Raw genomic sequence first — 26,119 nt, 5'->3', positions numbered from 1 at the left:
ACAGTGCCATTCGTTGACTGTTTCACCTGTGAGCCACTACAATACAGCATTGAAATTTTTATTATTATTTGAAGGCTTCTTCCATGGTTTTACCTGATAAGTTTATATTCTCGATGAGTCGAGTATCTAAGGTTGTGCCACCAAAACGCACTATCTTAAAAGATATTTCGTTGCATTTTTTCCCAGGCGCAAAAATTGGTGTGCTAGGTTTAAATGGTTCTGGTAAATCATCACTACTTCGCATTATGGCGGGTGTTGATGAAGAGTTTGAAGGTGAAGCTCGCCCTCAACCAGGCACTAAAATTGGTTACTTACCGCAAGAGCCTGTTTTAGACGAAAGCAAAACAGTTCGTGAAATTGTTGAAGAAGCTGTAGGTGAAGTAAAACATGCCCTTAACCGCCTTGACGAAGTGTATAACGAATACGCAATGGAAGGCGCTGATTTTGACGCATTGGCTAAAGAGCAAGGTGAATTAGAAGCGGTTATTCAAGCGCACGATGGTCATAATATCGATAACGTATTAGAGCGTGCTGCCGATGCACTTCGTTTACCTGAGTGGGATGCTAAAATTGAGCACCTATCGGGTGGTGAGCGCCGTCGTGTTGCTATTTGTCGTTTGTTACTTGAAAAACCAGACATGCTGATTCTCGATGAACCAACTAACCACTTAGATGCTGAGTCGGTTGCATGGCTAGAGCGCTTCTTACATGACTACGAAGGCACTGTTGTGGCAGTAACGCATGACCGTTACTTCCTTGATAATGTAGCAGGTTGGATTTTAGAGCTTGACCGTGGTGAAGGTATTCCGTGGGAAGGTAACTACTCGTCTTGGCTTGAGCAAAAAGATGCCCGCTTACAACAAGAGCAAAAATCTGAAAAAGCACGTCAAAAGTCGATTGCACAGGAACTTGAATGGGTTCGTTCAAACCCTAAAGGTCGTCAAGCTAAGTCAAAAGCACGTATGGCACAGTTTAGCGAACTACAACAGTCTGATTATCAAAAACGTAACGAAACTAACGAATTGTTTATTCCACCTGGCCCACGTTTAGGTGACCAAGTATTAGAAGTAAACAACTTACGTAAAAGCTTTGGCGACCGCGTTTTAATTGATGACTTAAGCTTTAGCATGCCTAAGGGCGCTATTGTGGGTATTATTGGCGCCAATGGTGCAGGTAAATCAACGCTATTTAAAATGTTAAGCGGTGAAGAACAGCCAGATAGCGGTAATATCAGCATTGGTGAAACAGTAGAACTGGCAACTGTTGATCAGTTCCGTGGCAACATGGACGAAAGCAAAACGGTATTCCAAGAAATCTCTGACGGCCAAGATGTACTAAAAATTGGTAACTTTGAGTTCCCAAGCCGTGCTTACGTTAGCCGTTTTAACTTTAAAGGTAACGATCAGCAAAAGTTTGTTAAAGACTTATCTGGCGGTGAGCGCAACCGTTTACATCTAGCTAAACTGTTAAAAGCAGGCGGCAACGTGGTACTTCTAGATGAGCCAACCAATGACTTGGACGTTGAAACATTACGTGCTCTTGAGAATGCTATTTTAGAATTCCCAGGTTGTGTAATGTGTATCTCGCATGACCGTTGGTTCCTTGACCGTATTGCTACACACATTTTAGATTACCGCGACGAAGGCCAAATTAACTTCTTTGATGGTAACTACACTGAATACGAAGAGTGGCTTAAAAAGACTCTTGGCGCAGAAGCTGCACAGCCTAAGCGCATAAAGTATAAAAAAATTGGCTAACAGCCACAGTGAATAAGTTAAAAGCCCTGCATTTAATGCGGGGCTTTTTTATGCGAGCTATTTTTATCTTTAAGCAAATTGGCGTGTTGGGCATTACCAGCTATGCTTATTATAAATAACAGCTTTATAAGATTATTATGCAAAACCGTCGGCAATTTTCTCGTATTATGTTCTCTACTGCAGCGCAATTAGTTATGGCTAGCAGCCAGTATGAATGCACTCTATTAGATATCTCTTTACATGGTGCGCTTATTACTAAAAGCGATGCATTTACTGGGAACAAAAATGACGAAGCAGTACTACGTTTTACTTTGCCACAAAGCGATATTGAAATAAAAATGCCGGTGGTTATTCGTCACATAGAAGAAAACCATATTGGTCTTAAATGCCATAGTATTGATATAGACAGTATCACGCATTTAAAGCGTTTAGTTGAGCTAAACCTTGCTGATGAAACATTATTACACCGCGAGCTTGAAACGCTTATTCACCAAACATAAATAGACGCACTGCGTGAAGTTGATTACCATAACCAAAAATAATTAAACGACGCAGATATGAGTTTAAACCCCAATCTACCTTTAGTTTATCATCCTAACTACTCGTTTAGTTTTGATCCCAAGCATCGCTTTGTAATGAGTAAATTTGCTCAGCTACACCAGCATGTTAAAACCCTTGGACTTGCTGGCAGTAATATCACAGAACCACCACATGGTAGTGTAGAAGAGCTAGAAATAGTACATTGTGAAAACTACATTCACGATTTATGGCATAACCGCCTAGATGAAAGAGCCATGCGCCGTATTGGGTTGCCTTGGTCACAAGCACTAATGAACCGCACATTTACCGCTCCGTTGGGAACACTGCAAACCGCGCGTTTAGCACTTGAAAATGGGCTTGCGTGCCATTTAGCGGGCGGCACTCATCATGCCCACAGTGATTTTGGCTCGGGTTTTTGTATGGTGAACGATTTAGCTTTTACCGCACAAACGTTAATTCAAAACCGGGAAGTTACCAACGTACTGATTTTTGATTTAGATGTTCACCAAGGCGATGGCACCGCAGCTATGCTGGCTCATCAACCTTATGCGTTTACCTGTTCAATACACTGTGAAAAAAACTTCCCATTTAGAAAGTCCCCTAGCGATTTAGATATTGGTTTAGCTAATAATATGCAAGACGCTGAATATTTAGGTATTGTTGACGATACGCTGCAATTTTTATTAAACGAGCTTAACCCGGATCTTGTTTTATACGATGCTGGCGTTGATATTTGGCAAGAGGATGGCTTAGGCAAACTGGATATTAGTTGGCAAGGGATAGAAAAGCGCGATCACTTAGTGCTTAAACGCTGCCTTGCAAATAATACTCCTGTTGCCACTGTGATTGGTGGAGGCTATGACAGAGATCATCAGCGCCTAGCAAAGCGCCATGGCATTGTTATAGAGCAAGCGGCTAGTTTTTAATTATATTTTTAACTGACTTGGCGTAATGCCGGTCCAACGCTTAAATGCTCGGCGAAAGTTAGGAATATCATAAAATGCAAGCCGATCAGCCACTTGTTCATTACCTTGCTGGCACACCCCCAGTAAATGCAGAGCTTTAAGTTTATTTTGCTCATCTTGTAATTGAGAGTAACTGACACCGTGTTGTTTTAACTTACGTTTAAACGTAGCAGAGCTCATGGCAAAATGCTCAGCACTGTTAGCAAGGCTGTTGTTTTTATCACGGTAAATGCGCTGGCACACAGCCTCAACAAAAGACTGTGATACATTCTTATGTAACTCACTTTGCGCTATGCACTGCTGCCACCTAAGCTGACTAGCCTCTGGGTTTGGGCACTTAAGTAGTTGTTTATCAAAGTGCCAACGGGTATAGGGTTGTTCAAATCTTACCCGTAAACCTAAATGCTGCTCATACTCTTGAATATGCCGAGGGCGTTTACAGGTAAAGTCAAAATAACAATGTGGATACACATTACATACTCGTTTTAGTAAGCTCATTAACGCAGCGCTGTATATTTCAAAGCAATAATTTTTTAATGACTCGTCAATACCGATACTCGGTTGCAAGTACAGATATAAATCGTCTTTAAATATATGCCTACGGGTAAATAATAAAGGGGCAATAACGGTACTAATTTGTTGTAATTGCTTTAAAGCCATACCTAAACTGGGGCTTAAACGCACACTTTGCACTGCTGGGCTAACGTCATTAACCAATTGATGACCGAGTAAAAAGCCACTATCATTACTCTTCATTAAGGCTTTAAACTGGCTAATTAAAGCCAATAACTGCGATAAACTAAAGCGCTGTGATAGATCATATAAATCTTGCTCAAAAATACCCGTACCACGCAGCAATTTATGCAGCGGGATCCCTCGCCCTTGGGCAAGCTCCACCAGCGCAGTGATCATTCCCTCCGCGCTGAGGTATTTATCATCTAGGCTAATATACTGCTGCACCTACAAGCGCCTTTTCTTGTTGTAATTGTTGATGTAACTGGCTGGTTTGCTGCACTGGATCTTGCGCTAAATCCATTGCCATGGTGGCGGTTAAAATATGCTGAAACTGTGCGCCTTTGCTTTTTGCGACTTTAAAAGCACAATGGTTAAGCGCCGCTTTCATTTGCGCTAGTAATTCTTTGGCTTGGCTTTGGCTGGTATTCGGCATAAGCACAATAAAACAATCGCCAGCATAGCGACAAAGCACATCATTTAACCGGCAATTCATTACTAATAAATCACTAATTTCTCGCAGTAACCTATCACCTTCACTAAAACCAAACTGCGCATTAAACTTTGCAAAATCACGAATATCAATAACACCTAAAGTGCCGCCTTGCTGCTCTGTTTGTTGTTGCTGCATGAGTGAATGTAAGTAGTTAACTCGGTATAACCCTGTTACCGGACAGACTTTTTCATGTTCGCGAAGATGCGCTTCACGACGACGCAATTGACGATTTAAAACAAATTGCTCTTGATGCCAATAATAAAGCCCTGCGCTGGTAAGCGACATACCAAACGGCGCTGGTAGTGACTCAAACCAGGTGAGCCATAATTGTGAAGGTTGCTTTAACCACTCATCGAGTAAATCGAGTGTGGCTGAGAACATAAACAAACCTAAACCTAACACTAATAAGGTAGTTACTTTACCTGGCGGTCGTGAAATAAGTAACGCAACTATCCAACTGAGTGTCATCAACACAATACCGCCCTCACCAACAATATCGAGCCACGCAATGTCTTGCCATTGCTTAAGTTCGCCAAAGTAAGCGCATATTGCTACAGCAATAACTAATAATAAAATGATGGTATTAGTTAATTTTGCATGGCTGGTAAATGGGTTATATCGCATTGTTTAAGTCTTCTAAGGTTTACACTATTACGTATGCTAGCGCGGTACTGATTTATTAGGCAGAGTCATTTTGGCTCATTGATATGACATTGAGATTAAAATTTATAAGTATTTAACCTAGTAATAACCATTTTTAGTGCGCTGGAGCCGTGTTTAAACAGCTCAACTGTCTGTTTAAAAAGCGCTAAGTTGTCGTTTTGTCAGGAATTAACTGTAAAACTGTCACATTAGCGTCATTAACTTTTTTTAGTTTGCTCACCAAACCAAGGACAACCGGAGCAAACCAATGAAACAATTTAAGTTAAATGCTGTTGTGGCGGCATTAGCACTGAGCCAATTTAGTGTTAGCGTAAATGCAGAGGAACAAACATCGCCAAGGGAACCTGAAGTAAAGGTTTCTGAAGAGCTTGTGGTCTATGGCGAGATTGGTTATCGCAACCGCTCGCAAGAACTAGCACCAACGCTTGAATATTCACAAGAATACTTTCAACGTTTTGAGCCACTTACCGCCGGTGATGCACTAAAGCGTGTTCCTAGTGTGACTTTTTTATCTGACGTACTTGAGTCTGACGGCGCTCGTATGCGCGGCTTAAGCCCTGCTTACACAAAAGTACTTATTAATGGCGAAGAAGTACCGGGTGCCGGTGCTGATCGCTCATTTTTTGTTGACCGCATTCCAGCAGAATTAATTGAGCGTGTAGAAATTATTCGTTCATCAAGTGCCAACCGCTCTGCCGATGCCATAGCAGGCACACTTAATATTGTACTTCGCGATGGCTACAGCTTAGACGGCGGTTATATTCGCGCTGGTGGCTTACGTTACGATGACGGCGAACTAAAAGAAAGCTTTGCGGGCGTTTACGGTACTGAGTTTGCAGGTGGCCGTTTACTCGTAGGTGCCAATTTACAAGGTCGTTATAACCCAAAACAAAAATCAAGCAGACGTTATGGCGATAGCCCTGAAAATAACCCTAATTATGCAACAGACGATTTTGATAACCGTGAAGATCAATCTGATACTCGTGATGGCGATGACACATCATTAAATGCCAGCTTTGAAAAGGTGTTTGATAACGGCGGCAAGTTTGATATTAGCGCTATGTGGGTTGATACCGACCGTACCGAAGATGAGCGCTCTTTTGAATACGACGACCCCACTGCAACCTCAGGCTCTGTCGTTGAGGGTGGTAATTTAATCTCAGATAACGCAAACGTTTCGTTTATTGATCAAACCAACTACAACATTAATTCTGGCTATGAATTACCACTACTTGGCGGTACCAGCAAATTTAAGTTAGGTTATGCCAGCTTTGAAGAATCAGTGTATGAGCAAGAGGTTGAACTTGATACGTCAGAGCTCCCAATGGTGTTTGAGGAAGCTGAAGAAACCGTTGATATCGATGATAAAGAGTGGTCATTACAATGGCAGCACAGCTTACTGGTAGGTGACTCGAAAGAAGTTCAATTTGGTGCTTTTGTACAAGGCAAAGAGCGCGATACCGCCATTTTTGTCGCTGAAGATGAAAGTGAGCAAACACTGACTGGATGGGCTCAATTTAGCGAGACGCCAATGTCATTAGCACAATTTAACAACGAATTTGAACCAGTAGACGGCGGTGTTAATAAACTTGAAGAAGATCGTTTTGATTTATTTGCGCTAATCAAGCACGAAGCGGATGTGTTCTCGTGGGAGATGGGGGTGCGGTGGGAGTCAACTGACTCAAGCATTACCGATACCAATGAAGGCGTTACTGCCGAAAATGATTATGACTTTTTCTTACCGTCGGCTCACTTTCGTTACAGCGTCAGTGATAACGGACGAGTCAGCGCCTCTGTTGCTCGCAGCTTACGTCGCCCTGACTTTGACTACATGACACCCGCCCTACTTGAAGAAGAGCTCGCTGATAATGACTTTTTAGGCAACCCAAGCCTTAAACCAGAATCATCTTGGGGTATCGATTTAGGTTACGAATACCGTTTAGGTAAAAGTGGCGTTGTAGGTGTAAACGTATTTTACCGTGACGTTAGCGACCTTATTGAAATTGCCAGTACCGGTGTTGAAGGCTCAGAAGGCGAAGGCACATTTGTACTGCAACCACAAAATACTGGTGATGGCACAGTTCAAGGTGTTGAATTTGATTTATCAACGCCACTGAGCGCCTTGAACATGCCTAATACAGGTATCTTCTTAAATTACTCTTGGCTCGACAGTGAAGTTGAAGACAGTTTTGGTAAGCGTAAATTTAACGACCAGTCTGATTATGTTTATAACGTTGGCTTTATCCAAGATTTACCAACACTACGCGCATCATTTGGGGCAACGTACCGTAACCAAGGTGATGCATACGGACGCTTCGTGGGTGAAGAAGTGACAACCTCTTACGGTGCTGATTTAGAGCTTTTCGTTGAAAAGCGCTGGGATGACATCACTCTACGCCTTGTAGGTTCAAACTTACTGGATGCCAGCAAAGACGAAATTTTCAATAAGTTTGACTCACTTGATGATCAAAACAATCGTGAATTTGATGAGTACGAGCTTGAATCGGAAGAAGCAGGCCCTGTGATTCAAGTAATGCTGCGTTACGCATTCTAATCACACGTATTGTCATTTTAAGCACGTAATGGCAAACCATCGCGTGCTTTTTTGGAGTTAAAACATGTTTAAATTGTCTTTCATAATGGCCGCGCTACTGAGCTCATCAGCGCTTAGTGCAAACGAGCCCATTATTTATAAAGATGCGCTATACCAACAACAAAAAATTGCCAAGTTAACTACGTTACCAGATAGCCTTAACTTTATGGTTATTGGTGATTGGGGACACAACGGCCACTTTTACCAAAAAGAAGTGGCTCATCAGCTAGAAATTGCTATGTACCAAACCGATGCCGATTTTATTGTCTCGACCGGCGATAACTTTTACCCAAATGGCGTGGCAAGTGTGAACGATCCTCTTTGGCAATCAGCCTTTGAGAACATATACCATGGCCCGCACACATTTGAAGATTGGTATGTTGTTTTAGGTAATCACGATTACTTGGGTAATGCCCAAGCACAAATTGACTACACCGAAAAAAGTCAACGTTGGCAGTTACCTGCAAGGTACTACAGTAAAACATTTGCGCTTGAAAACAACGAGCAAGTGTTAATGGTGTTTTTAGATACCAACCCAATTCAGCCTGAATATAAAGACCGTGATAAATACCGTTCAACCCAAGGACAAGACTATAAAACCCAACTTACTTGGCTTGAAACCCAACTTGCTGGCAGTAACGCAAAATGGAAAATTGTGGTAGGCCATCACCCGCTTTATTCAAGTGGTAAACGCTTTGGCCGCAACCAAGGGCTTCGCGACATTTTAGAACCTATTTTGGAGCGTCATAACGTGCACGCTTATATCGCAGGGCACGAGCACGACTTGCAATACAACCAACCAAAAAATAGCAAGGTGGCTCACTTTGTCTCTGGTGGTGGCAGCGAAGCGCGGTTTGTAAAACAACGTGAATTTACCCGCTACGCAGAAGCAACACCTGGTTTTTTAAGTATCTCTATCAATGGCGAAACTCTCAGTGTAAGCGCGATTAATCACCTTGGTGAAGTACGTTTTAACACTGAAAAGCACATAGATAAGTAAAGGATAAAATAATGAACTTTAAACTAAATACAATTTCAGCGGTGCTATCAAGTGCTGTGCTTGTAACTGCGCTTAGCGGTTGTACAAGTAATGACGATACCCAAAACACGACAGAAATAGCAAAGCTGGCTGTTGAGGCTAAGTTATTTGGCCCACAACAAAACATGCAAGGCTCACAAGCAGCAGCGCTAGGTGATAATCAATGGCTAATGGCGAGCGAAAGCCAGGGCTTATTACTTGCCGATAACGAGAAAAGCAGTGTGCTGTTAGCCGGTAACTTTGAGTCAATTTCACTAAAACAATTATCAGCGCAGCAATTTATATTAGCCAGTCTTGATAAAAGCCAAGACAACGTAGCTATTTTTAAGCTTACAAAAAATGGCCAAACTTGGCAGCTAAATGAACTCACTCGTATTACCCCACCTCAAGCTCAACCTGATGCTGTGTGTTTATTTAAAAACAGCAATACCGAGACTGTATCAGCGTTTGTGCCAGATGTTCGCGGCTTGATCAGCGAAACGGTTATATATGATTTAGCAACAAACCAAGCTAAAAATATCACAGTACGTGAATTCTCTGCGGTCACTGAGGCTTCAGGTTGTGCAGTAAATGACGACACAAAAACCCTGTATGTGGGTGAGGCAGAGCTCGGAGTGTGGGCCATTAATGCTGATGCAGAATCAGATGCCAATAAGCAGCTTGTGGCTTTAGTACAGCCATACGGAGAATTAAACAGTGAGATTGGTGCCCTATCAGTATCACAAGACGGTACTTTATGGCTGAGTGCCACTGATGGTAATTTGGTTTATGCTTACCAAGCTCAAACAGACACGCTTAGCCAATGGTCACTGGCAGGTGAGCACACTATTGAGTCTGTTGCAGCAAGCTTTATTAATGACAATCAAGCGCAGCTAGTTTTGATTGATGATGAAACCGGCGCTTACATTCAAGCAAACGTTAACTACGCAGCGCAACCTTCTGTCTCAAATAGCAAAGTTGCTATGACTCACCTTCATGCCAGCGCACAAACCACACCGGTTGCAGCGTTTGGTGATGCAGCAGATGACCCAGCAATTTGGATAAATGAGCAAGATGCTAAAAACAGCTTAATTTTAGGCACAGATAAACGCCGCGGATTGATGGTTTATGACCTTGCTGGCAACAAAGTACAGTCGCTTAATGTTGGCCGTTTAAATAACGTTGATGTGCGCCAACATCAAGGTATAAACAACGAAACCCATACGTGGATCACTGCCAGCAACCGTACGCTTAACAGTATTAGCGTATTTACTGTTGATGGCGATAACAAACTAAACCATGTAACAGAGGTCGCGACTAACCTACCTGAGATTTACGGTATGTGTATGTATTCGTCTGATTCTGGCCATTACGTATTTGTTAATGATAAATCAGGTTTATTTCAACAATACAAATTAACTGGTAATGCTAATTCCGTAACAGGTGAATTGGTCAGAGAATTTACCCTACCTAGTCAGCCAGAAGGCTGTAGTGCTGATGATAAACTAGGCCAATTATTTGCAGGTGAAGAAGATGCAGGTATTTGGTATATCGGCGCAGAGCCTACCTCTGGTAACAAAGCAGTAAAGCTACAAAGTGTTAATGAACAACTGGTGGCAGATGTAGAAGGTATGGAAATTTATCATGCTAATGATGCGCGCTATTTAGTGGTATCAAGCCAAGGCGATAATAGCTATGTGCTTTACAATATATCAGATGATACACAGCCGAGTTTAAGCTTTGCTGGTAAGTTTAATGTGATTGCTAACCTAGATAAAGGCATTGATGGCGTAGGTGAAACTGACGGTTTAACCGTTACAGCAAAAGCTTTACCAGGTTATCCTGAAGGCATGCTTATAGTACAAGACGGTTATAACCGTATGCCACTGCAACCGCAAAACTTTAAAGTTATTGACTGGCGAGAAGTGAAAAAAGCAATTAAATAATAGCTAACTCTAAATATACTGATACACACTAAAGTTTTAGTGTGTATCACGTTTAAGCCTTACTAAAATTTAACTAAAGATAATTTTTTATAAATGTATACTACACTTTATATCTATAAATTAATTGAGGTTATTATGCGGCTACCCTACTTCGTATATTTATTCATCAGCATTATATTTTGTACCAGCTCGCTTGCTAATGCCGAAGAGCCACCAGAACTTCCGCCATTAAACCCCAAATATGAAGCAGAGCATGCCATGGTATTAGTTAATAAGGGTTCAAGTGTATACGCCATTAACATTCCAAGCTTTGAGCTTCCTTATGATATGCATGTTATGTACAAGGTAGATGTATCTGATATTCCATTTTTAGATTTAGTACGTGACGCTGAGTTAGTTACAGTAAAATCAAAGCCGTTTAATATTCAACGCTTAATGCGAGGCGAAGAAGTCGCGATTACCGCAGATGTGTATCTTGGAGATTATAGACAAGGAGGTAGCTTAGTTTACAGCGATAAATTAATAGAGCTTAGCGAGCAGTTATTTACTCGTGAGCTAACTGATTTAAGTCCAGCCTCAAAATGGCAACAGTACGACATGGTTACGCTAAAAAATAACGAGCGTATTTACATTCACCAAATAACTCAACCACCAAGCTATCATCATATTATGTTTGTTGATTTAAGTGGTGCCTGTTTACAAAAGTTTAGCACCTCAACTGAAGTGCCCTCTGCTGGTGAGCTCAATTATAAATTTATAAATTGTGGCACATTGAAACCGATGTTTTATGATGCTGAAAGCTTAAGCAAATAAGCTTTATTTGAAAACGTGTTCAGCAATCAATTCAAGTCCAGCTTGCATCGCCAAAGTTGGTTGCCCAGCAAATCCTAAACGTACATAACTGTGTTGCTTAGGTATTAAGCTGCGTTCTGAGTCTTTAAAGTAAAATTCAGGCTCAACCTGTACATACACGCCTTTACTTTGCAGTACTTGCTTTAATTGGTCCACCGGTTTATTTAAATTAACCCACATCGCCATGCCACCGTCGGGTTTTATATATTCAATTGGATAGCCTGATAATTGCAGCTGCGTTAGATAATCACCCATCGCTTCATAGCGCTGCTTATAGAGCTTTGTCATACGCTTTAAATGGCGTTCAAAACCACCTTCTTTCATCCAGTGTGCGACAGCTAATTGCATAATCACATCATTTTTATGGTTCATTAGCTGCTTCCATGCGGTTAATTGTGCGATTACCCCAGGCGCTGCACAGATATAGCCAATCCTTGCTGCTGAAAACATAATTTTTGAAAACGTTGATAGATATATCACAACGCCTGCGGGGTCATCGGCAGCCATGGGTTGCAAAGGCTGGCAACGGTAGTGAAATTCATGGTCGTAGTCATCTTCAATAATCATCACATTATGGGCATAACACAGCTGATAAATTTGTAAGCGCCGGGTGGGTGATAAGGTCACAGTCGTTGGGTATTGATGCAGTGGCGTTAAATACAGAAGTTTAATGGGATAGCGTTCGAGCTGAGTTTTAAAATCATCAACACACAACCCTTCATCATCTTGTTTTATATCTATAAGCTGCGCGCCACATGCTGCAAATGCTTTACGAGCAGGCGGGTAACCTAAGGTTTCGGTTGCAACATAATCGCCTTTATTAATAAAGGCTTTTGATACTAAAAAAAGCGCTTCTTGAGAGCCATTACACATAAGAATATCGGCTGTTTTTAGGTTTCGTGCTTTGTGTAAATAATGACTAATTTGCGATTTTAAATTAGGCTCCCCAGCCACATTACCATAGTGAAATTGGCTGGTATCTAAATGATTAAACACATGACTTACAGAGCGTTTAAATTCTTTATAGGGAAAGCGTGTTAAATCGGGTAAGCCTCCAGCAAAGTTATAAGCATAGTGATTTAAGTCCATTGTAGGTTCTGACACCGTAAGCGTGGTAGCAAATCGATACGGCTTAGGAGCCAATGCTTGAGACTGGGCAGTGTTTATACTGTTTTGAATAGGCAATGTATTGGTAACGCTGTAGCCTGATCGTTCATAGGATTCCAACCATCCTTCTGCGACAAGAAGTTGTAGGGCATTCATTATTGTATGACGGTTTAATCCGTATGCTTGTGCCATATCGCGTGCAGAGCAGAGTTTGCTGCCAGCGAGAATGTCCCCTTTTATAATCGACTCCCTAAGTGCATCTGCTATTTGCAGGTATTTAGCTTTACTCTGGCTAGTGAGCTTTATATTAAGTGGCTGCATAAACACCTTTCTAACTGGTATAGGTAAAAATTAAATTTTGGTTGTTTTTAATAAACCAATAAAGCGTACATTTGTTATGAATAAATAGCAAAATATGGGGCTTATAATGTTCACAACGCAAATTCATCAAACCAACAAGGTTGCCTTAGAGCCACTTAAACTCAAACATCTCGAGGGTCTATATCAAGCAGGTAAACATCCACAAATTTGGCAGTGGGTATTAAGTAATTACGCACAAACTCAAGTTAAGTTGGAGCAATGGTTTACACATAGCGCGCAGTTTAATCAAAACGAGCAAGTGGTATTTGCCATTATTGATAAACATTCACAGCAAGTTGTTGGCACAACCCGTTTATTTAGGTTAGACAGTGACAACTTAAGCGCTGAAATTGGCCATACCTTTATTAGCTTCACTGCACAGCGGACATACGTAAATACGCATGCAAAATATTTACTTCTGAGATATGCATTTAATCAACTTAATTTAGTACGGATTAGCTTTAATACCCATGAGCACAATCAACAATCACGCAATGCAATTGCCCGTTTAGGCGCTAAGTATGAAGGAATAGCCCAAAAAGACCGACGCCTAGAAGATGGTTCATATCGCAACACCGCAAAATTCAGCATTATTGACGAACAATGGCCAGCTATAAAGCTACGGCTTGAGGAGCAATTATAATGTACCCACCCGAGCACTTTATGCAAAAAAATACCGAGCAATTGCATGCGCTTATTAATAACTTTCCATTAGCAACAATTTTTATGCCCTGCTCAAATAGTCAATTAAATAACATTTGTCATGTACCTATGTTATTCAACTCTTTAGAAAATATGTTTATTGCACATGTAGCAAAGCATAATCCACTATCAAAGCTTGATAATAAACAGGTGAATTTACTCTTTAATAGTGACAATTGCTATTTATCACCCTCCTATGCGGATAATCAAACATTGCCTAGCTGGCTTTACGCATCGGTGTTAGTGACTGCAAAAGTACATATTATTAAAGATGAGCTAAAAAAAGATCTCGTAATGCGAACCCTTACTAGTCATTTTGAGAAAACATTTGAGCCTGAGTGGAAAATTGATGAAGTGCCTGAGCGGCATCGCAATACAATGTATCAACACCTGAGTTTTATAGAGCTTACGCCAATTCACTGGCAAGGTAACTTCAAACTCAGTCAAAATAAATCAGCCGCTATAAGAAATAAAATAAAACAAAGTCTGGTAGATGCCAATAAGCACTCAGTAGCGGCCTTGTTTTAGGAATGAAAAAAGGCTCCTCGCAATGCTCAGAGCCTTTGGTTAACTTTGGGAATTAACTCGGTTTATTGATCAGATAAGATCAGTTTAGCGCCACTAACTGTGGCGCAATTGTTTGATAATCTACCGCCATGGCAATACTCAAAGCGGTAATGTTAATAATTGAAAACGCAAACACTTGGCGTGCCCAACGGGTGGTGTCTATGTTGTAGCGATACCCTCTAAGTGCCATGAGTAACCACCAAAAACTGGTGATACAGGCAACGGCCATAAAGGCAGCACCGGTATAACCACTAATTGGCAATAGCATCACCACTAAAGCATATACGGCAATATAAAGCACAATATGGCGCTTAGCTTTATTAACACCTTGTGCCACGGGCAATACTGGAATATTAGCGGCTTGGTAATCCTTAAAGCGAAAAATAGCAATTGCATATGAGTGCGGCATTTGCCACAAACTAAACATCACCAGCAGTATTAATGCGCCCATATCGAACACACCCGTAACGGCGCAATAGCCAACAACAGGTGGAACTGCGCCCGACAGACTACCAATAAAGGTGCCGTAAACAGAGTTGCGTTTCATGTAGAGGCTGTAAACCCCTACATAGATGACATAGCCAAAGGCGGCAAAAAATACCGCCGCTTGAGTGGTAAAGGCGATTAATAAGCCAAAGCCAATTAGCCCTAATAACACGCCATGGCTTAAAGCGGCTTTTGCAGACATTTCGCCCGTTACAGTCACACGTGAGCGAGTACGCGCCATGGCAACATCAATGTCTCTATCAATAACATTGTTTATGGCACATCCCGATGCAACAACAAGCGATAAACCAACCAAGGTAACCAACATTAACCATGGGTCTATATCACCGCGGGCGGCGAGTAAAAAACCACCGGCAACGCTGATCAAATTCCCCATAATAATACCTGGCTTAGTAACAGCTAAATAACGACGAAACATCTGAAACCTCTAATACATCATCATTGCGTTTGATTCATAAATGATCCAAACAGACAGTCCAACCACCATGACGATGATCAACGCGCTAAACAAGAAAGTAAAAGTATTTGCTTTACCTTCATCAGTGGTGAAATTAAGGTGTAAAAAGTATTTTAAATGCACCCAAATTTGCACGATTGCTAGAGTAACGATACTCCAAAGTGTGGTGACCTTTGAAAAGTCGCCCTCCATCACCATCCAAAATGGAATGGCCGTTAAAATCACTGATAAGACAAAGCCAATCAGGTATGTTTTAACACTACCATGTGACTGATCATGATGTTGGCTTTGCATTTGCTCTAAAGCATGTGTTTCGCTATGGCTCATTACATTGCCCCCATTAAATAAACAACGGTAAATACACAAATCCACACAATATCTAAAAAGTGCCAAAATAAGCTTAAGCAACTTAAGCGCGTGACGGTTTGTTTACCTAAACCGCGCTTAACCACCTCAATCATCATTATGCTCATCCAGATAAGGCCTGCAGTTACATGTAAACCATGCAAGCCCACTAATGAGAAAAACGATGTTAAAAAAGCACTTTGCTGTGGGCCATTGCCATGAACAATTAAATGATGAAACTCATAAATTTCCATACCAATAAACACTGCGCCTAAACAAAAAGTGACCGCGAGCCAACCAAGCGTCAGCGCCTTTTTTTGCCCTTGAGCGGCAATCATGGCAAAACCAAAAGTAATACTACTTATAAGTAGCGCCGCAGTTTCTACGGCAACAAAATCAAGCTCAAAAATATCTTTGCCCGATACACCACCTGCAGTGTTCATATAAAGCACTGCGTAGGTTGCAAAAAATGAGGCAAATAAAAGGCAATCGGTCATTAAATAAAGCCAAAAACCAAAGATTGTATCGCCTGAGGTATCGTGATGTTCATGCGTATGACTTACGCTATGAGGCTCTAAATTTACATGGCCTTGAGTTGCAGATAACGTACTCATGCGCTTACCTCCTTCGTATTACTGGCAATATGCGCGCCTTCAATTTGTAATATTTCATCGTTTTGCACGTAGTAATCTACATCACTGGTGTAAGCACGGTTAATAAACAGCGCAATCGCGCCAATAAAACCAAGCCCTGCTAGCCACCAAATATGCCAGATCATGGCAAAACAAAACGCCGTTAAACTCGCAGCAATAAGCACACCCGAAGCGGTATTTTTTGGCATATGAATTGGGCTATAGCTAGATTTACCTTGATAAGCTAGGCCTTTTTCTTTCATGTCAGTCCATGTATCAATATCATCAACATGCGGGATTTCAGCAAAGTTATAGTATTGCGGTGGTGATGACGTTGACCATTCAAGGGTGTGACCGTTCCAAGGATCGCCAGTGGTATCATCAAGCGCTTCGCGGTTTTTAAAGCTCACATAAAGCTGAATAACTTGGCAAATAATACCGAACATAATAATCACGGCGCCCACTGCAGCAATATAAAGCCAGATATTCCAATCAGGATTATTAGAGTGGTTTAAGCGACGCGTCATGCCTAAAAAGCCGAGTACGTACAATGGCATAAAGGCTACGAAGAAACCGATTAACCAACACCAAAATGACGCTTTACCCCAACGCTCATCAAGCTTAAAGCCCATTGCTTTTGGAAACCAAAAAACAAATCCGGCTAAGTAGCCAAATACTGCGCCACCAATGATGGTGTTATGGAAATGAGCGATTAAAAATAAGCTGTTATGCAATACATAATCGGCACCAGGGATTGCCAGTAATACCCCCGTCATACCACCAATACTAAAGGTAACCATAAAACCAAGCGTCCACAGTACGGGAACAGTAATGCGCAAACGGCCACGGTAAATAGTAAACAACCAACTAAATAACTTAACCCCAGTAGGCACAGCTATGACCATGGTCATCACCCCAAAGAAAGCATTTACATTAGCGCTTGAGCCCATAGTAAAGAAGTGATGTAACCATACAATAAAACCAAGAATAGAAATGGCACCGCTGGCATATACCATCGATTTATAACCAAATAAACGTTTACCAGTGAAGGTCGACACTATTTCAGAGAAGATACCAAAAGCTGGTAATACTAAAATGTATACCTCTGGGTGACCCCATGCCCAAAACAGGTTGATATACATCATGGCGTTACCGCCGGCTTCATTAGTGAAGAAGTGGAAATCTAAATAACGGTCTAGCGTTAGCATGGCCAGCACTGCGGTTAAAATTGGAAATGATGCCGCAATTAAGATATTTGCCCAGGTACATGCCCATGTGAAAATTGGCATTTTCATCAGTGTCATACCAGGGGCACGCATTTTAAATACTGTCACTAGGAAGTTAACAGCGGTTAATAGCGTACCGAGCCCCGATATTTGCAAGGCCCAAATATAATAATCGACCCCCACCCCAGGGCTAAAGGTCAACTCCGACAACGGTGGGTAAGCAACCCAGCCTGTTTTAGCAAATTCACCAAATATCAGCGATAGATTTATTAAAATGGCGCCACTAGCAGTAAACCAAAAACTTAAATTATTTAAAAATGGAAAAGCCACATCGCGAGCACCAATTTGCAGTGGTACAACAATATTCATTAAACCAATCATAAATGGCATCGCCATAAAGATGATCATAATAACGCCATGGGCGGTGAATATTTGGTCGTAATGTTCTGGTGGCAGATAACCTGGCGCGCCACTGGTAGCAAGCGCTAACTGCGCACGCATCATAATGGCATCAGAAAAACCACGAAACAGCATGATTAGCGCTAATAAAATGTACATAACGCCTAAGCGTTTATGATCAACCGAGGTGATCCAGTCGCGCCAAAGCACACCCCATTTTTTATATTTTGTTATTAGCCCAGCTATAATAAGCCCGACTATAGCAATCACCGCCATGGTAACCATGATAATAGGTTCATGAAACGGAATTGCATCTATAGATAATTTACCTAAAAACGACATGATTATTCCTCGCCCTGGCTGTGTGATGATGGCATTGTATGGTTACCCATTGCCTGATGCTCATTACTCATCTGCTGATGTTTACCCATCGAGTGGTGTTTTTTGTTCATATCGCCATGCGCCTGCATGTATTTCATCACTATGGTATGAAATAAACCTTCATCAACCTTGCCATAATAAGCGACGGGATTGTTTTCACTCGCTTTGGCAAGCTCAACATAATTGGCATGAGTAAGGCTATTAGCGTTGGTTTTAACCTGTTCAACCCACTGGTTAAAGTCAGCTTTTGTTGGTGTTGCGATGGCATTAAATTTCATACCAGTAAAACCCGCACCACTGTAATTAGCCGAAAAGCCTTTAAACGTGCCTGGCTCATTAGCGATTAAATGCAGCTTAGTTTCCATGCCCGCCATTGAGTAAATTTGACTACCTAACTGGGGAATGAAAAACGAGTTCATGGTACTTTCTGACGTGATTTTGTATTCAACCGGAACATTAGCAGGAAATACCAATTCGTTTACCGTAGCAATACCTTGTTCAGGGTAAATAAATAACCACTTCCAATTAAGTGACACCACTTCAACAGTTAAGTGTTCACCTTTACCCTCTATCGGTTTATAAGGGTCAAGCTCTTGAGTTGATTGCCAGGTGATCACACCTAAAATAACAACAATAACAATAGGAACCGCCCATACAACAGCCTCAATCTTATTAGAGTGAGCCCATTTTGGTGCGTAAATTTCATGGTTTTGTGTGTCTCTGTATTTCCAAGCAAAATATAAAGTCATCACAATAACGGGGATCACAACTAACAACATAAGCACAGTGGCGATGATGATCAGATTTTTCTCATCAATACCTATCTGCCCTTTTGGGTCGAGTACCCCGCCATTACAGCCTGATAAAATCAGCGCCATACTAGCTAAAGCAATATTAAAAAGGTTACGAATTAACAAGGGACTATCCTAAAACCTAAAGAGTTTTTATTAGCTGCCAAAAATATTTAGCAACGATATTTGATAAAAACCCAAGTTAATTAAAATTGAATTACAAATAATGCAGAGCGAATGCAAGCATGAAGTATTGACCACTGGCTTAATAAAAAACACCTAGCAGAACCAACCCAGCTTTTTTAAACACATTAATATAACGCAATAAAAATTAACTTGGGTGAGGTGTGGTTGGCTGAGAGTGAGTAAAAACACTAAGCTACAATGAAAGTAATCGTTATTTACAGCAAGAATAAATAATTAGATACCACAGGTGTAACCTATACCCATAAAAATTAATGGGTAAACAGACAACCTGTAAAGCTAGGTGGAGCACGACAACCATGTGCAGCTTGCACGGGTTGCTGAACTTTAGCCTCGCTAAAAGCAAAGGCTGCTTTACGGAGGATTATTCCAGCACGACGCGCTGGAAACATGTGGAACAATAGCCAACAAAGGCCAATAAGTAACTGACACGATAAGATAGGATGAGCTAAAAATTCGGCAATAGTCAGTAATAATGGCTCTATAAAAAAGCCATCACTGATCAATGCTTCAAGCCTAAAGGCATCCTCGATAGCGCCACTAAGCAACATAACGGCATTAAAAACTAATAATGTTACAGCCACACTCACGCCTCTTTTCGCTTTATTAAAGCGCTCATGCAACACTGACTTACCTAAGGTAAGCAAAGCGCTGGTATGAAACAAAGAAAATGAGTTCAAAAACATTAACCTATTAAAATGACTAATAACAAAATTAGGTATACACCGTGGCAACAAAAACAAGTTGCAGCCGTAAAGCCTTATACAGTGACATGAAATACAGTCTCAACGCATTAGCACTATTTTGCTAAGCTAGAATTGATCCGCATCAATAGAACTTTCAAAACTTACTGAAAGTTCGGGCATGAGTATAACAAAGAGAGTTTTCTGTTCAAGATAAAAACACGATTATTTTATCAGCTGGTGATTTATTTATGGCGATATAAATAAAAAACCTCCCGTAGTGAGCTACGAGAGGTTTTTTGTTTAAACAGAAATAAATCTATTTAAAGAATTTGGTTTTCTTTCCATACTTGCTCTTTGGCTAGACGCTTTTTGCGTTTATCGCATGGATCATCGCAATCACATGCTTTATCAATACCTACAGAGCCTAAGCCTCCGCAGCTACTCGCCATCGATTTTCTTTGAACTATCATGCCTATCGCCATCGCAGCGACAATTAAAATAAGTAAGCCAAAGGTTAGAAAAAAAAGTGACATTGCTTAGCCCCTATTGTTCAGCAATAAAATGAGCTCAAATAGCGTATTTGAGCTCCGTATATTATATACCCTCATGCTAAGGATATAAACCTAAAGACTATAAATAAGGCTTAAACGCAGGACTTGAATAAGTGACTAAACCATCAGGCGATTTAGCAATTAAATACACTGGTAAATCATGCTGCTGCGCATAACGTTGTGCTTTTTCCATTCCCATAACCGTTAAAGCAGTCGCTAAACCGTCGGCCGTCATAGCGCTAGGGTGTAAAACTGTAACAGAAACTAAGTCATGCTTAATTGGCATCCCTGTCATAGGATCAATAAGGTGAGTATAGGTTTCGCCATCCATTGTATAAAAGATTCGATAATCACCTGAGGTGGCAATACCGTTATTGCCTGGTGCAAGTACACGGTGTACTTTTCGCTCACCTGGGTTTGCATCAGGTTGTTCAATTGCTATTCGCCATGCTTGATTGTCTGGTTTTGTACCTGCAATACGTAACTCCCCGCCAATCTCAACCATGTAATCTGTAATGCCTTTGCTTTGTAATAGCTCAGCCACTTTATCAATACCATAGCCTTTTGCTGTAGCTGAAAACGACAATTCTAAATCAGCCATCGTTTTTGCTAAGCCTTGCTCGTTAAGGACCAACTTATCTATACCAATGTTATTGATCATATTTGCCAGAGCTTCATTCGTTGGGCGCTTTGTTGGTTTTTTATCTGGACCAAACCCCCATAAATCTATCAACGGCCCCATAGTCACATCTAGGGTCTTAGTTGAATTACCTATACGCATAGATTCACTAATAACTGCCCTGAAGTCATCACTGATTGGCATTACTTCGTTGGCATCTAAACGGTTAAAGGTGTTTATTTCTGAATCTTCGATATAGGTCGACATAGACTGGTTGATATCAACTAAAACCGCATCGATTTCTGCTTGTACTGCTTGAGGGTCAACTTGCTCAGCGTAAAACTTAATGTGGTAAGTTGTACCCATCGTTTTACCTTCTAAGTAGGTTTCCTCTGGGACTGATTTTCCACATCCAGATAACAGTAAAGTCAGCGTGATTATAAATAAGGCGATTATGCCCTGGGGAGTATTTACTTTGTTCATAACAACCCTACTTAATAGGTTAAAAATTAATATAAAAAAGCCTCGTCACATAAAATGCGACGAGGCTGGTATTTTAACTAAATTTAATCAGTTTGGGTATTAGCCACCGAAATCATCTAGTAAGATGTTTTCTTCTTCAACACCTAAGTCTTTAAGCATAGTGATAACAGCCGCATTCATCATTGGAGGACCACACATGTAGAACTCACAATCTTCAGGCGCTTCGTGATCTTTAAGATAGTTCTCAAATAACACGTTATGGATAAAGCCAGTGTAGCCTTCCCAGTTATCTTCTGGTTGCGGATCTGAAAGCGCAGTGTGCCAAACGAAGTTTTCGTTTTGCTCAGCTAGGCCGTCAAAATCTTCAACATAGAACATTTCACGTTTAGAACGCGCACCATACCAGAAACTAATTTTACGCTTAGAGTTTAAACGCTTAAGTTGGTCAAAGATATGTGAACGCATTGGTGCCATACCTGCACCACCACCTACGAATACCATTTCAGCGTCTGTGTCTTTAGCGAAGAACTCACCAAATGGACCAGAAATAGTTACTTTATCACCTTCTTTAAGTGACCAAATGTACGAAGACATTTTACCACATGGTAGGCTTAGGTTTCTTGGCGGCGGCGTAGCGATACGCACGTTAAGCATGATGATGCCTTCTTCTTCTGGGTAGTTAGCCATTGAGTAAGCACGAATTGTTTCTTCGTCTACTTTTGACTCCAGATCGAAGAAACCAAAATGGTTCCAATCGCCACGATACTCTTCAGGAATATCGAAATCTGCATATTTAACATGGTGAGCTGGCGCTTCGATCTGGATGTAACCACCCGCACGGAACGGCACTGACTCGCCATCAGGAATTTGTAGCTTAAGTTCTTTAATGAACGTCGCTTTGTTATCGTTAGAGATAACTTCACAATCCCATTTTTTAACACCGAAAATTGACTCTTCAAGTTCAATTTCCATGTCGTTTTTAACATTAACCTGACACGCTAGGCGACAACCTTCACGTGCTTCACCTTTAGAGATGTGGTCAAGTTCAGTTGGCAGAATATCACCGCCGCCTTCTTTAATGTGTACGCGACACTGGCCACAAGAGCCACCGCCACCACATGCAGAAGATACGAAAATACCTGACTCAGATAGTGCGCCTAATAGCTTACTACCTGCTGATGTTTTAATGGCTTTGTCTGCATCGCCATTAATGCCGATGATGATATCACCGCTTGCAACTAGCTTAGATTTAGCACCAATGATGATTAAAACTAGTATTACAACGATAGCGATAAAAACACCAACGCCTAAGAAAATATCCATGATTGACCTCGCTATTATTACAGTGAAATACCAGAGAATGACATAAAGCCAAGACCCATCAAGCCAACAGTGATGAAGGTAATACCTAAACCACGTAAACCATCTGGTACGTCTGAATACTTCATTTTCTCACGGATACCTGCAAGTAATGTAATTGCAAGCGCCCAACCAACACCAGCGCCAATACCATAAACAACAGACTCGCCGAAGTTATAGTTACGCTCAACCATGAAGGCTACCGCACCAAAAATTGCACAGTTAACTGTGATTAGTGGTAGGAAAATACCTAATGCGTTGTAAAGCGGTGGGAAGAACTTATCTAATGCCATTTCAAGAATTTGCACTAGTGCTGCAATAACACCAATGAAAGTTAAGAAACGTAAAAAGCTAAGATCTGCTTCTGGGTAACCAAGCCACTCTAGTGAACCTGGCGCTAATACCGCATGGTAAACCAAGTTGTTAACCGGTACTGAAATACCTAATACAACAATAACCGCTACACCTAGGCCAATTGATGTAGTTACTTTTTTAGACACGGCTAAGAAAGTACACATACCTAGGAAGAATGCTAACGCTAAGTTTTCAATAAAAACGGCTTTTACAAATAAACTAATATAATGTTCCACTTATCGCCCCTTACGCTTTAGCTTCTACTTGGTCTTTCTTATAAGTACGAAGTACCCAAATGAATAAACCAATGATGAAGAATGCACTCGGTGGTAAGATCAATAGACCCATAGGTTGGTACCAACCACCATTTTGTACTAATGGAATAATATCAACACCGAATAGTGAACCTTTACCGAATAACTCACGAATAAAGCCAACAGTAAGTAACACTACAGAGTAACCTAAGCCATTACCAATACCATCAAGGAAAGACATTAATGGCGGCGACTTCATTGCATAAGCTTCAGCACGACCCATTACGATACAGTTAGTAATGATTAGACCAACGAATACTGATAACTCTTTTGCCGTAGCGTAAGAGAAAGCTTGTAGTACTTGGTCAACCACGATTACTAATGATGCAATAATCGTCATCTGTACGATGATACGTACTGATGATGGGATATGGTTACGAATAGTCGAGATAAAAAGGCTAGAGAATGCAGTTACCAAGGTCAATGCAATTGACATGATTAATGCATTTTTTAAGCTAGACGTTACCGCTAGCGCAGAACAAATACCAAGTACTTGTAATGCGATTGGGTTGTTAGCGAAAACTGGACCAAATAGGACCGCCTTCATTTCTTTAGTATCAGCCATTAGTTCAATGCTCCTTTACGTACTTTCGCAAGGAAAGGGCCAAAGCCATTTTCGCCAGTCCAAAAATCAACTGCATGGTCAACACCATTAGACGTTAATGTAGCACCTGAAAGACCATCGATCTTATGCTCATCACCGGCTGCAGTTCCTTTAACGATTTGGATTGGTAACTCTTTACCTTCCCACGTTGCAGTCCACTGTGGGTTTTGAATTTCACCACCTAGACCAGGTGTTTCGTTATGTTTGTAGAAAATGATGTCTTTAATAGTTTCGCCATCGCTTTCAAGCGAGATAAAACCGTACATTAAACCCCATAAACCATAACCCTGAATAGGAAGGATGATTGCATCAGTAGAGCCATCGTCTTTTTTAGAGATATAAACAGGCGCACGCTTGGTAATACGTTGAATACCTGCGATGTCCTTAATACCATTCTCTTTTAAAGATTTACTTAAATCAGCATCGTATTTGCTTTTTTCAAAGTCAAAATCTTCTACCGGCTCAGCAAACTCACCACTTTGCATATCAACAAAGCGAGTTTCGATTTTAGCATCAAACGTTTCGGCAACGTTATCAACTTTGCCAATACCAGCAGCAGCTAAGATATTGCTTTGAATATCTTTTGCTTTATTTGCTTTTTGCAGAGGGCGTAGTTGTACAGATGTTAGCGATACAATAACTGCACACACTAAACATAATGAGACAACAACAGCTAGCGTTTTGCCAATTGATTCGTTATTACTAGACATTACGTGCCAACCTCCGCTTGATATTAGCTTGCACTACAAAGTGATCGAATAAAGGTGCAAACAAGTTAGCAAATAAGATTGCTAGCATGATGCCCTCTGGGTATGCAGGGTTAACAACACGGATCATGATAACCATAAAGCCAATAAGCGCACCGTATGCTAATTTACCTTTATCAGTAAATGCAGCAGATACAGGGTCAGTTGCCATAAAGAACATACCGAATGCAAAACCACCCAATACCATGTGCCAGTACCAAGGCATAGCAAACATCGCATTGGTTTCAGAACCAATGGTGTTCAGTATTGATGAGGTTACTACCATACCTAGGAATACACCTAGCACGATACGCCAAGACGCGATGCGCACGTAAATTAGGAATAAACCACCAATAAGTACAGCTAGCGTAGACGTTTCACCCATAGAACCTTGAATGAATCCGTAAAACGCATTCCACCAAAGCTCAATATCAGTCGCGTAATTTAACGTACCAGCAAACGCTTGACCAAGCATAGTCGCGCCAGAGAATGAATCTACGGCAGTCCATACTGTGTCACCTGAAATTTGTGCAGGGTATGCGAAGAATAAAAACGCACGACCAGCAAGCGCAGGGTTTAAGAAGTTACGGCCTGTACCACCAAATATTTCTTTTGCTATAACTACACCAAAAGTAATACCTAGTGCAACTTGCCATAAAGGAATCGTTGCAGGCAGAATTAATGCAAACAATACAGAAGTTACAAAGAAACCTTCATTAACTTCATGCTTACGCACAGAAGCAAATAACACTTCCCAGAAACCACCGACAATAAAGGTAGTTGCATAAATAGGTAGGAAGAAACAGGCTCCGTAGAACATTTTCGCACCCCAGCCTGCATCAACGGTTAATTCACCGCCAAGTAACTGGAATAAACCTACTTGCCAAATATTCGCTAGCTCAAAGCCATTACCAAGTGCAATTGCAGCTTGATGACCAATGTTGAACATACCAAAGAACATGGCAGGGAACGTCGCCATCCACACTAAAATCATCATGCGTTTTAGGTCGATATTATCACGAACGTGAGTTGAACCTTTATTTACGTAACCTGGCGTGTAAAAAATAGTCGCAGCAGCTTCATACAGCGCGTACCATTTCTCATGCTTACCACCTGGTTCAAAATGTGGTTCGATATCTTCTAAGAAAGTTTTTAAGCCCATT

Annotated in this window: 25 protein-coding genes; 9 read left to right on the top strand and 16 right to left on the bottom strand. The window is 41.1% G+C overall.

Annotated elements, in window-relative coordinates; genetic code table 11:
• Positions 1-83 precede the first annotated feature (83 nt).
• From ettA to ACNSN3_RS03445, 3 genes are all read left to right on the top strand, one after another.
• Positions 84-1,757 carry an energy-dependent translational throttle protein EttA gene (gene ettA, locus ACNSN3_RS03455; protein ID WP_008111928.1) on the top strand — a complete coding sequence of 558 codons (1,674 nt, stop codon included), beginning with the start codon at positions 84-86 and terminating at the stop codon, positions 1,755-1,757.
• 137 nt (positions 1,758-1,894) lie between these two features.
• A complete protein-coding gene (locus tag ACNSN3_RS03450; protein ID WP_008111924.1) occupies positions 1,895-2,257 on the top strand; it encodes a PilZ domain-containing protein in 363 nt (120 codons plus the stop codon).
• A gap of 57 nt (positions 2,258-2,314) precedes the next feature.
• On the top strand, positions 2,315-3,223 hold the full coding sequence (locus tag ACNSN3_RS03445) for a histone deacetylase (RefSeq protein WP_109875603.1): 909 nt from the start codon (positions 2,315-2,317) through the stop codon (positions 3,221-3,223).
• Here ACNSN3_RS03445 and ACNSN3_RS03440 read toward each other — a convergent pair whose 3' ends face one another.
• Entirely contained in the window at positions 3,224-4,222 is a 999-nt protein-coding gene (locus ACNSN3_RS03440) for a helix-turn-helix domain-containing protein (protein ID WP_075170658.1), read from the bottom strand. It lies immediately after the preceding gene.
• Positions 4,206-5,114 (bottom strand): GGDEF domain-containing protein, encoded by a 909-nt coding sequence (locus ACNSN3_RS03435; protein WP_024601898.1) that lies wholly within the window; start codon positions 5,112-5,114, stop codon positions 4,206-4,208. Before ACNSN3_RS03435 ends, ACNSN3_RS03440 begins: the two co-directional genes overlap by 17 nt.
• A 286-nt stretch (positions 5,115-5,400) precedes the next feature.
• On the opposite strand from ACNSN3_RS03435, the gene ACNSN3_RS03430 reads away from it, so the two are divergent.
• The 4 genes from ACNSN3_RS03430 (at position 5,401) to ACNSN3_RS03415 (ending at position 11,523) form a co-directional block, all read left to right on the top strand.
• A complete protein-coding gene (locus tag ACNSN3_RS03430) occupies positions 5,401-7,707 on the top strand; it encodes a TonB-dependent receptor plug domain-containing protein (protein ID WP_418608574.1) in 2,307 nt (768 codons plus the stop codon).
• A 64-nt stretch (positions 7,708-7,771) separates the two neighbouring features.
• Entirely contained in the window at positions 7,772-8,746 is a 975-nt protein-coding gene (locus ACNSN3_RS03425; RefSeq protein ID WP_418608573.1) for a metallophosphoesterase, read from the top strand.
• An 11-nt stretch (positions 8,747-8,757) separates the two neighbouring features.
• Positions 8,758-10,710, top strand: a complete 1,953-nt coding sequence (locus tag ACNSN3_RS03420; protein WP_418608572.1) for a phytase — start codon at positions 8,758-8,760, stop codon at positions 10,708-10,710.
• Between the two features lie 135 nt (positions 10,711-10,845).
• Positions 10,846-11,523: a hypothetical protein gene (locus ACNSN3_RS03415; protein ID WP_418608571.1), complete on the top strand. Its 678-nt coding sequence runs from the start codon at positions 10,846-10,848 to the stop codon at positions 11,521-11,523.
• A 3-nt stretch (positions 11,524-11,526) separates the two neighbouring features.
• On the opposite strand, the gene ACNSN3_RS03410 is transcribed toward ACNSN3_RS03415, so the two are convergent.
• On the bottom strand, positions 11,527-12,990 hold the full coding sequence (locus ACNSN3_RS03410) for a PLP-dependent aminotransferase family protein (RefSeq protein WP_418608570.1): 1,464 nt from the start codon (positions 12,988-12,990) through the stop codon (positions 11,527-11,529).
• A 106-nt stretch (positions 12,991-13,096) separates the two neighbouring features.
• Here ACNSN3_RS03410 and ACNSN3_RS03405 point away from each other — a divergent pair, with 106 nt between their 5' ends.
• Both ACNSN3_RS03405 and ACNSN3_RS03400 read left to right on the top strand, forming a co-directional pair.
• The gene (locus ACNSN3_RS03405; protein ID WP_418608569.1) at positions 13,097-13,672 is read left to right on the top strand and encodes a GNAT family N-acetyltransferase; all 576 of its coding nucleotides are present in this window, start codon (positions 13,097-13,099) and stop codon (positions 13,670-13,672) included.
• Positions 13,672-14,259: an FMN-binding negative transcriptional regulator gene (locus tag ACNSN3_RS03400; RefSeq protein WP_418608568.1), complete on the top strand. Its 588-nt coding sequence runs from the start codon at positions 13,672-13,674 to the stop codon at positions 14,257-14,259. The genes ACNSN3_RS03405 and ACNSN3_RS03400 overlap by 1 nt, the downstream gene beginning before the upstream one ends.
• Positions 14,260-14,338: 79 nt before the next feature.
• On the opposite strand, the gene cyoE is transcribed toward ACNSN3_RS03400, so the two are convergent.
• The 13 genes from cyoE to ACNSN3_RS03335 all read right to left on the bottom strand — a co-directional run bounded on the left by cyoE (position 14,339) and on the right by ACNSN3_RS03335 (position 26,118).
• Positions 14,339-15,223: a heme o synthase gene (cyoE, locus tag ACNSN3_RS03395; RefSeq protein WP_008111919.1), complete on the bottom strand. Its 885-nt coding sequence runs from the start codon at positions 15,221-15,223 to the stop codon at positions 14,339-14,341.
• A gap of 9 nt (positions 15,224-15,232) precedes the next feature.
• Positions 15,233-15,589 (bottom strand): cytochrome o ubiquinol oxidase subunit IV, encoded by a 357-nt coding sequence (gene cyoD, locus ACNSN3_RS03390; protein ID WP_008111918.1) that lies wholly within the window; start codon positions 15,587-15,589, stop codon positions 15,233-15,235.
• A complete protein-coding gene (gene cyoC, locus ACNSN3_RS03385) occupies positions 15,589-16,221 on the bottom strand; it encodes a cytochrome o ubiquinol oxidase subunit III (protein WP_418608567.1) in 633 nt (210 codons plus the stop codon). The genes cyoD and cyoC overlap by 1 nt, the downstream gene beginning before the upstream one ends.
• Entirely contained in the window at positions 16,218-18,206 is a 1,989-nt protein-coding gene (gene cyoB / locus ACNSN3_RS03380) for a cytochrome o ubiquinol oxidase subunit I (RefSeq protein WP_008111914.1), read from the bottom strand. Before cyoB ends, cyoC begins: the two co-directional genes overlap by 4 nt.
• Before the next feature lie 2 nt (positions 18,207-18,208).
• A complete protein-coding gene (gene cyoA, locus ACNSN3_RS03375; RefSeq protein WP_008111912.1) occupies positions 18,209-19,162 on the bottom strand; it encodes a ubiquinol oxidase subunit II in 954 nt (317 codons plus the stop codon).
• A gap of 329 nt (positions 19,163-19,491) precedes the next feature.
• On the bottom strand, positions 19,492-19,920 hold the full coding sequence (locus tag ACNSN3_RS03370) for a hypothetical protein (RefSeq protein WP_010391099.1): 429 nt from the start codon (positions 19,918-19,920) through the stop codon (positions 19,492-19,494).
• Between the two features lie 326 nt (positions 19,921-20,246).
• The gene (gene nqrM / locus ACNSN3_RS03365) at positions 20,247-20,459 is read right to left on the bottom strand and encodes a (Na+)-NQR maturation NqrM (protein ID WP_010391098.1); all 213 of its coding nucleotides are present in this window, start codon (positions 20,457-20,459) and stop codon (positions 20,247-20,249) included.
• A 97-nt stretch (positions 20,460-20,556) separates the two neighbouring features.
• The gene (locus ACNSN3_RS03360) at positions 20,557-21,579 is read right to left on the bottom strand and encodes an FAD:protein FMN transferase (protein WP_138605619.1); all 1,023 of its coding nucleotides are present in this window, start codon (positions 21,577-21,579) and stop codon (positions 20,557-20,559) included.
• A gap of 99 nt (positions 21,580-21,678) precedes the next feature.
• Positions 21,679-22,902 carry an NADH:ubiquinone reductase (Na(+)-transporting) subunit F gene (gene nqrF, locus ACNSN3_RS03355; RefSeq protein ID WP_008111899.1) on the bottom strand — a complete coding sequence of 408 codons (1,224 nt, stop codon included), beginning with the start codon at positions 22,900-22,902 and terminating at the stop codon, positions 21,679-21,681.
• A gap of 17 nt (positions 22,903-22,919) precedes the next feature.
• A complete protein-coding gene (gene nqrE, locus ACNSN3_RS03350) occupies positions 22,920-23,528 on the bottom strand; it encodes an NADH:ubiquinone reductase (Na(+)-transporting) subunit E (protein ID WP_006791490.1) in 609 nt (202 codons plus the stop codon).
• A 10-nt stretch (positions 23,529-23,538) separates the two neighbouring features.
• A complete protein-coding gene (locus ACNSN3_RS03345) occupies positions 23,539-24,171 on the bottom strand; it encodes an NADH:ubiquinone reductase (Na(+)-transporting) subunit D (RefSeq protein WP_006791491.1) in 633 nt (210 codons plus the stop codon).
• Positions 24,171-24,920, bottom strand: coding sequence for a Na(+)-translocating NADH-quinone reductase subunit C (locus tag ACNSN3_RS03340; RefSeq protein ID WP_008111895.1), 750 nt, complete (start codon positions 24,918-24,920; stop codon positions 24,171-24,173). The genes ACNSN3_RS03345 and ACNSN3_RS03340 overlap by 1 nt, the downstream gene beginning before the upstream one ends.
• Positions 24,913-26,118 (bottom strand): NADH:ubiquinone reductase (Na(+)-transporting) subunit B, encoded by a 1,206-nt coding sequence (locus ACNSN3_RS03335; RefSeq protein ID WP_008111893.1) that lies wholly within the window; start codon positions 26,116-26,118, stop codon positions 24,913-24,915. The genes ACNSN3_RS03340 and ACNSN3_RS03335 overlap by 8 nt, the downstream gene beginning before the upstream one ends.
• Position 26,119: the final 1 nt, after the last annotated feature.

It is taken from the genome of Pseudoalteromonas sp. US3C1004 (assembly GCF_048401065.1).
Classification (GTDB): Bacteria; Pseudomonadota; Gammaproteobacteria; order Enterobacterales; family Alteromonadaceae; genus Pseudoalteromonas; species Pseudoalteromonas undina.
Note: the sequence above shows the minus strand (reverse complement) of the source record. Positions and strands in the feature narration are given on the sequence as shown.

Bases quoted from the DNA above. Each gene is read 5' to 3' on its own strand.
- cyoB (WP_008111914.1), bottom strand. From the start codon at position 18,206: ATGTCGTTTTTAGGTAAATTATCTATAGATGCAATTCCGTTTCATGAA.
- ACNSN3_RS03435 (WP_024601898.1), bottom strand. From the start codon at position 5,114: ATGCGATATAACCCATTTACCAGCCATGCAAAATTAACTAATACCATC.
- ACNSN3_RS03335 (WP_008111893.1), bottom strand. From the start codon at position 26,118: ATGGGCTTAAAAACTTTCTTAGAAGATATCGAACCACATTTTGAACCA.
- ACNSN3_RS03450 (WP_008111924.1), top strand. From the start codon at position 1,895: ATGCAAAACCGTCGGCAATTTTCTCGTATTATGTTCTCTACTGCAGCG.
- nqrM (WP_010391098.1), bottom strand. From the start codon at position 20,459: ATGTCACTTTTTTTTCTAACCTTTGGCTTACTTATTTTAATTGTCGCT.
- ACNSN3_RS03445 (WP_109875603.1), top strand. From the start codon at position 2,315: ATGAGTTTAAACCCCAATCTACCTTTAGTTTATCATCCTAACTACTCG.
- nqrF (WP_008111899.1), bottom strand. From the start codon at position 22,902: ATGGATATTTTCTTAGGCGTTGGTGTTTTTATCGCTATCGTTGTAATA.
- ACNSN3_RS03420 (WP_418608572.1), top strand. From the start codon at position 8,758: ATGAACTTTAAACTAAATACAATTTCAGCGGTGCTATCAAGTGCTGTG.
- ACNSN3_RS03405 (WP_418608569.1), top strand. From the start codon at position 13,097: ATGTTCACAACGCAAATTCATCAAACCAACAAGGTTGCCTTAGAGCCA.
- ACNSN3_RS03360 (WP_138605619.1), bottom strand. From the start codon at position 21,579: ATGAACAAAGTAAATACTCCCCAGGGCATAATCGCCTTATTTATAATC.
- cyoE (WP_008111919.1), bottom strand. From the start codon at position 15,223: ATGTTTCGTCGTTATTTAGCTGTTACTAAGCCAGGTATTATTATGGGG.
- ACNSN3_RS03425 (WP_418608573.1), top strand. From the start codon at position 7,772: ATGTTTAAATTGTCTTTCATAATGGCCGCGCTACTGAGCTCATCAGCG.
- ettA (WP_008111928.1), top strand. From the start codon at position 84: ATGGTTTTACCTGATAAGTTTATATTCTCGATGAGTCGAGTATCTAAG.
- ACNSN3_RS03400 (WP_418608568.1), top strand. From the start codon at position 13,672: ATGTACCCACCCGAGCACTTTATGCAAAAAAATACCGAGCAATTGCAT.
- ACNSN3_RS03340 (WP_008111895.1), bottom strand. From the start codon at position 24,920: ATGTCTAGTAATAACGAATCAATTGGCAAAACGCTAGCTGTTGTTGTC.
- ACNSN3_RS03345 (WP_006791491.1), bottom strand. From the start codon at position 24,171: ATGGCTGATACTAAAGAAATGAAGGCGGTCCTATTTGGTCCAGTTTTC.
- cyoD (WP_008111918.1), bottom strand. From the start codon at position 15,589: ATGAGCCATAGCGAAACACATGCTTTAGAGCAAATGCAAAGCCAACAT.
- ACNSN3_RS03430 (WP_418608574.1), top strand. From the start codon at position 5,401: ATGAAACAATTTAAGTTAAATGCTGTTGTGGCGGCATTAGCACTGAGC.
- cyoC (WP_418608567.1), bottom strand. From the start codon at position 16,221: ATGAGTACGTTATCTGCAACTCAAGGCCATGTAAATTTAGAGCCTCAT.
- ACNSN3_RS03415 (WP_418608571.1), top strand. From the start codon at position 10,846: ATGCGGCTACCCTACTTCGTATATTTATTCATCAGCATTATATTTTGT.
- ACNSN3_RS03410 (WP_418608570.1), bottom strand. From the start codon at position 12,990: ATGCAGCCACTTAATATAAAGCTCACTAGCCAGAGTAAAGCTAAATAC.